Genomic DNA, 235 nt, shown 5'->3' on the forward strand with positions numbered 1-235 from the left:
TTTACGGACCGTTTTCACCGATTCCCGATGGGCTTTGATGTTGTCTGAGATATAGGTATAACCACGGGTATCTGAGTGAAAAAGGATCGTTTCCAGCCGGGCATCCGTTTTTTCCAGAATGCTGCCGCATTCGCGACTGAGCAGGGTTGCCTTGGCGTCCCAGTCCAGGTTGTCCAGCCACTCATTCGGATTGCCGGTTCCCAGATGACGCATGGAAGCCAGCAGGTTGTTGCCG

1 protein-coding gene is annotated in these 235 nt (G+C 53.6%); it reads right to left on the minus strand.

The window, feature by feature from the left end; all coding sequences use genetic code 11:
- A partial coding sequence (locus tag R0J87_RS24755) for a hypothetical protein (protein ID WP_498889685.1) occupies window positions 1-235 on the minus strand: 235 nt, incomplete at both ends.

It is taken from the genome of Halomonas sp. SIMBA_159 (assembly GCF_046536035.1).
Classification (GTDB): Bacteria; Pseudomonadota; Gammaproteobacteria; order Pseudomonadales; family Halomonadaceae; genus Vreelandella; species Vreelandella venusta_A.